General features: G+C 73.5%; 4 protein-coding genes. 1 reads left to right on the plus strand and 3 read right to left on the minus strand.

What is annotated here, in order from left to right; all coding sequences use genetic code 11:
- Positions 1 to 84: 84 nt before the first annotated feature.
- The 3 genes from DVA66_RS18135 to DVA66_RS18145 are packed head-to-tail and all read right to left on the minus strand — an operon-like array spanning position 85 to position 3,129.
- Positions 85 to 1,821: an ABC transporter ATP-binding protein gene (locus DVA66_RS18135; protein ID WP_114561300.1), complete on the minus strand. Its 1,737-nt coding sequence runs from the start codon at positions 1,819 to 1,821 to the stop codon at positions 85 to 87.
- Complete coding sequence (locus DVA66_RS18140; protein WP_157974108.1) at positions 1,815 to 2,420, minus strand: TetR/AcrR family transcriptional regulator; 606 nt, start codon at positions 2,418 to 2,420, stop codon at positions 1,815 to 1,817. The genes DVA66_RS18135 and DVA66_RS18140 overlap by 7 nt, the downstream gene beginning before the upstream one ends.
- A 49-nt stretch (positions 2,421 to 2,469) precedes the next feature.
- Positions 2,470 to 3,129, minus strand: a complete 660-nt coding sequence (locus DVA66_RS18145) for a CGNR zinc finger domain-containing protein (RefSeq protein ID WP_198671922.1) — start codon at positions 3,127 to 3,129, stop codon at positions 2,470 to 2,472.
- 55 nt (positions 3,130 to 3,184) lie between these two features.
- Between DVA66_RS18145 and DVA66_RS18150 the strand changes: the two genes are divergently transcribed.
- The coding region (locus DVA66_RS18150) for an MFS transporter (RefSeq protein ID WP_114561303.1) at positions 3,185 to 3,715 on the plus strand (531 nt) is incomplete at its 3' end.

Below are 3,715 nucleotides of genomic sequence, written 5' to 3' on the forward strand. Positions count from 1 at the left end.
GGTGCTGGGGGCGCGGCGGGGCCTTCAGCGGGGCGTCGCCGCCGCCGGTCGGCTCGGTGGCCGGCCCGGGGCGCTGGGGTGCGGTCATGCCAGGGCCTCCTCGGCGCTCAGCTGGGAGTCGACGATCTCGCGGTAGGTGTCGTTGGTCCCGAGGAGCTCCTCGTGTGTGCCGAGGCCGACCACGGCACCGTCCTCGAGCACGACGATCTGGTCCGCGTCGCGGATGGTGGACACCCGTTGGGCCACGATGATCACCGCCGCGTCGGCGGTCTCGGCGGCCAGCGCGGCCCGCAGCCGGGCGTCGGTGGCGACGTCGAGGGCGGAGAAGGAGTCGTCGAAGATGTAGATCTCAGGCTTCTTCACCAGCGCCCGGGCGATCGAGAGCCGCTGGCGCTGACCGCCGGAGACGTTGGTGCCGCCCTGGCTGATCGGGGCGTCCAGGCCGTCCGGCATCGCCTCGACGAAGTCGCGGGCCTGGGCCACCTCCAGCGCGTGCCACAGCTCGTCCTCGGTCGCGTCGGGGTTGCCGTAGCGCAGGTTGGAGGCGACCGTGCCGGAGAACAGGAACGGCTTCTGCGGCACCAGCCCGATCCGGGCCCACAGCGCCTCCGGCGCGAGCTCGCGGACGTCCACGCCGTCGACCGCCACGGTGCCGCCGGTGGCGTCGACGAGCCGGGGCAGCAGCGAGACGAGGGTGGACTTGCCGGCGCCGGTGGAGCCGATCACCGCGGTGGTCTGCCCGGCGCGGACCTCCAGGTCGACCGAGCGCAGCACCGGGTGGGTGGCGCCGGGGTAGGTGAAGGTGACGTCGTCGAGCCGGACGTGGCCGCGGCCCTCCACCTCGGTGCGCGGCTCGGGCGCCGGCACCACCGAGGACTCGGTGCGCAGCACCTCGGTGATCCGCTCGGCGCAGACCGCGGCGCGCGGGGCCAGCATCAGCAGGAAGGTCGCCATCATCACCGACATGAGGATCTGGATGAGGTAGGTGAGGAAGGCGGTCAGCGAGCCGATCTCCAGCTCGCCGGACTCGATCCGCTGCGCGCCGAACCACAGCACCCCGACGCTGGAGACGTTGAGGACGAGCATGACCACCGGGAACATCGCCGCCATCAGCCGTCCGACCGCGGTGGCGGTGTCGGTGAGGGCGGCGTTGGCGGCGTCGAAGCGCTCCTCCTCGTGCGGCTCGCGGACGAAGGCGCGGACCACCCGGATGCCGGTGATCTGCTCGCGCAGCACGCGGTTGATCGCGTCGATGCGGGTCTGCATCACCCGGAACAGCGGGCTCATCCGGACGATGATCAGCCCGACCGCGACCGCCAGCACCGGGACGGCCACCGCCACCAGCCAGGACAGCCCGACGTCCTCGCGCAGGGCCATCACGATGCCGCCGACCATGGTGATCGGTGCCGCGACCAGCACCGTGCAGGTCATCAGCACCAGCATCTGCACCTGCTGGACGTCGTTGGTGGCCCGGGTGATCAGCGACGGGGCGCCGAGCTGGTTGAGCTCCCGGGCGGAGTAGGACAGCACCTGGGAGAACTGGGCGGCACGGACGTCCCGGCCGAACTTCATCGCCACGTTCGCCCCGACCGCGACCGCCAGCACCGAGCAGACGATCTGCACCAGCGAGACGGCCAGCATCAGCCCGCCGGTGCGCCAGATGAGGGCCGTGTCGCCCCGGGCCACGCCGTCGTCGATGATCGCGGCGTTGAGGCTGGGCAGGTACAGCGAGGCCAGCGTGCCGACCAGCTGCAGCAGCACGACCAGCAGCAGCAGGCCGCGGTAGGGGCGCAGGTGGTCGCGGAGCAGACGGATCAGCATGGGGCGTTCCTCTGGTCGGGGCGGGCGATGCCGTGCAGCAGGAGGTCGGCGACCATGCCGACGTCGTCGAGGGCGCCGTCGGCGAGCATCGGGTGGGCGGTGGCGAAGGCCTGCACGCGGATCAGCGAGGCGGCCGTGCGGGGGCTGACCCGCAGCCGGTCGGCGAACGGGGTGAGGACGGCCTCGAGCCCGGCCAGCAACCGCTCGGAGCGCTCCCGGTGCAGCTCGTGCTGGTGCGGGGTGTGCTGCGGGGCCTGGCGGGCCCGCCGCTGCAGGACCGAGACCAGCGCGACGATCTCGGTGGTCCGCCGGTGCAGCACGGCCGTCAGCTCCGCGACCGCCTCCGGGAGGGTCTGCGGATCGAGCCGGGAGAGCTCGGCGAGGGTGCCGCTGGGGTCGAGCAGGGACTCGACGACGGCGTCGATCACGGCGTCCTTGGAGGCGAAGGCCTTGAAGACGGTGCCCTCCGAGACCCCGGCCGCGGCGGCGATGTCACGGCTGGTGACCTCGTCACCGCGTTCGAGCACCAGCGGGGTGACGGCCGCGACGACGGCCTCCCGACGTTCGTCGGGCGACATGGCGGCGGCTCGAGGGGTCACGGCGGAGAGCCTAGATGAGTGAGCGCTCACTCACAATGGGATTTCCCCGTCAGCCGGTGCGCGGGCGTCCGCGCGCGGCGGCGCGCTTGGTGACGTAGCGCTGGATCTTGGCGTGGGTGCCGCAGTCGGTCATCGAGCACCACCGCCGGCTGCCGTTGCGGGAGGCGTCGAGGAAGAGCCACGGGCAGCCGGCGCAGCGCTTGACCCGGCGCAGCTCCGGGGCGTGCAGCAGCTGCAGTGCGGCGTGGGCGACCGGGCGCATCGGTGCGCCGAGGTCGTCGGCGCCCCAGTGCAGCGGGCCGCCGGACGGGTCGCCGGTCGTCCCGACGGCGAGCTCGGCGGTCTCCAGGGCGTCCAGCACGAAGGGGCGCAGCCGGTGCCAGCCGGCGTCGGGAGGCTCGTGGTCGACGACGGCGCCGAAGGTCGCGTTGAGGGCGTCCCGCAGAGCGGCGGCCTGGGCCAGGGCGTCGGTGGTCTGCTCCGGGTGGTGCTCGCCGTGGTCGCGCAACGTCCGGGCGGCGGCCTCGTCGAGCAGGTCGGCACGCAGGGCCCACCCCAGGTAGCCGGTCAGGTCGGCGATGTGGTCGTACCGCGCCGGGCCCTCGGGGTCGTCGACGGTGTTGGCGAAGTCCAGCGCCAGGTGGCCGCCGAACGCCGGCAGCGGGCGGATGTGCGGCGGACGCGAGCTCCACTCCTCAACTGTTTCCATCGTTTGCCAGTTTACTGGTTGACAGCAACGACGCGCCAGCGGCAGTGTTTCCAGCATGAGACGGTTAGCCGGAAACACCGGGGTGGCGCTCGCGGTGCTGTGCGTGGCGCAGTTCGTCGTCGTGCTGGACGCGACGATCGTGGCGACCGCCCTGCCCACCATCGGGGACGAGCTCGGCTTCCCCCCGGCGCAGCTCGGCTGGGTGGTGACGTCCTACACCGTCGTCCTCGCCGGGCTGCTCCTCCTCGGCGGACGGCTGGCCGACGCCCGTGGCGCCCGGCGGGTGTTCCGGGCCGGGCTGGTGCTGTTCACCGCCGCCTCCCTGGCCTGCGCGCTGGCGTGGTCACCGGCGGTGCTGGTGGCCGCCCGTGCCGTGCAGGGGGTGGGGGCCGCGCTGCTCTCGCCCGCCGCGCTGTCGGCCCTGTCCGCCCTGGTCGGCGGCGCCCGCTCCCGCGGCAGGGCGCTGGGGTGGTGGACCGCCGCCGGCGCGGGTGGAGGGGCCAGCGGCTGGGTGCTGGGTGGGCTGGTCACCGAGCTGGCCGGCTGGCGCTGGGTGTTCGCCGTCAACGTCCCGATCGGTCTGGTG

The organism is Desertihabitans aurantiacus, assembly GCF_003344635.1.
Classification (GTDB): domain Bacteria; phylum Actinomycetota; class Actinomycetes; order Propionibacteriales; family Propionibacteriaceae; genus Desertihabitans; species Desertihabitans aurantiacus.

Bases quoted from the DNA above. Each gene is read 5' to 3' on its own strand.
- DVA66_RS18135 (WP_114561300.1), bottom strand. From the start codon at position 1,821: ATGCTGATCCGTCTGCTCCGCGACCACCTGCGCCCCTACCGCGGCCTG.
- DVA66_RS18145 (WP_198671922.1), bottom strand. From the start codon at position 3,129: ATGGAAACAGTTGAGGAGTGGAGCTCGCGTCCGCCGCACATCCGCCCG.